Here is a 525-nt window from a genome sequence, read left to right as displayed (position 1 = left end):
GTTTCATCTCGACCTGGTTATCGCCGGCAATTATAAAATATCTACCGAGGAAGCCGAGGCCAGAAAACGCGACCCCAGGGAGCAGGCGGTGATGTTCCCGGTTGTGCGGCCGGTTTTTGAAAAAATCGCCAGCATAATCAACCAGCACCTGACCGGCAGTACCCCCGGGGCCATTTATCTGGTAGGGGGCACCTGCAGCTACCCGGGTTTGGATTATGTTATTCAGCAGGAAACCGGATGTCCGACATTTGTTCCCCAATTGCCTTATCTGGTTACACCGCTGGGCATCGCATTATCATTCAAGGAGTGAGACAAATGGATAATGATCTGGTCGAACAAATTGTCAACGAGGTCCTGAAAAAGATGACCGCCCTGGAGGAAAGCAAAGCGCCGGTTCCCCAAGGTAAACGGGCTTTAGTTCTGTTCAGCGGAGGAACCATTGGATTAAAAGAGGTATTGGGGCAGCTGCAGGCCATAGCCGCATCCAATTACCGGCTGCAGGTGGTCTTGACCCCGGCCGCGGAA

2 pseudogenes are annotated in these 525 nt (G+C 53.0%); both read left to right on the top strand.

The window, feature by feature from the left end:
* Positions 1 to 310: pseudogene (locus B2633_RS16265) on the top strand (ethanolamine utilization protein EutJ); the annotation flags it as partial.
* Between the two features lie 5 nt (positions 311 to 315).
* Positions 316 to 525: pseudogene (locus tag B2633_RS16260) on the top strand (flavoprotein); the annotation flags it as partial.

It is taken from the genome of Syntrophomonas sp. UBA1041 (assembly GCF_002316705.1).
Taxonomy (GTDB): domain Bacteria; phylum Bacillota; class Syntrophomonadia; order Syntrophomonadales; family Syntrophomonadaceae; genus DTU019.
This window is presented reverse-complemented; position numbering and strand designations above follow the sequence as displayed.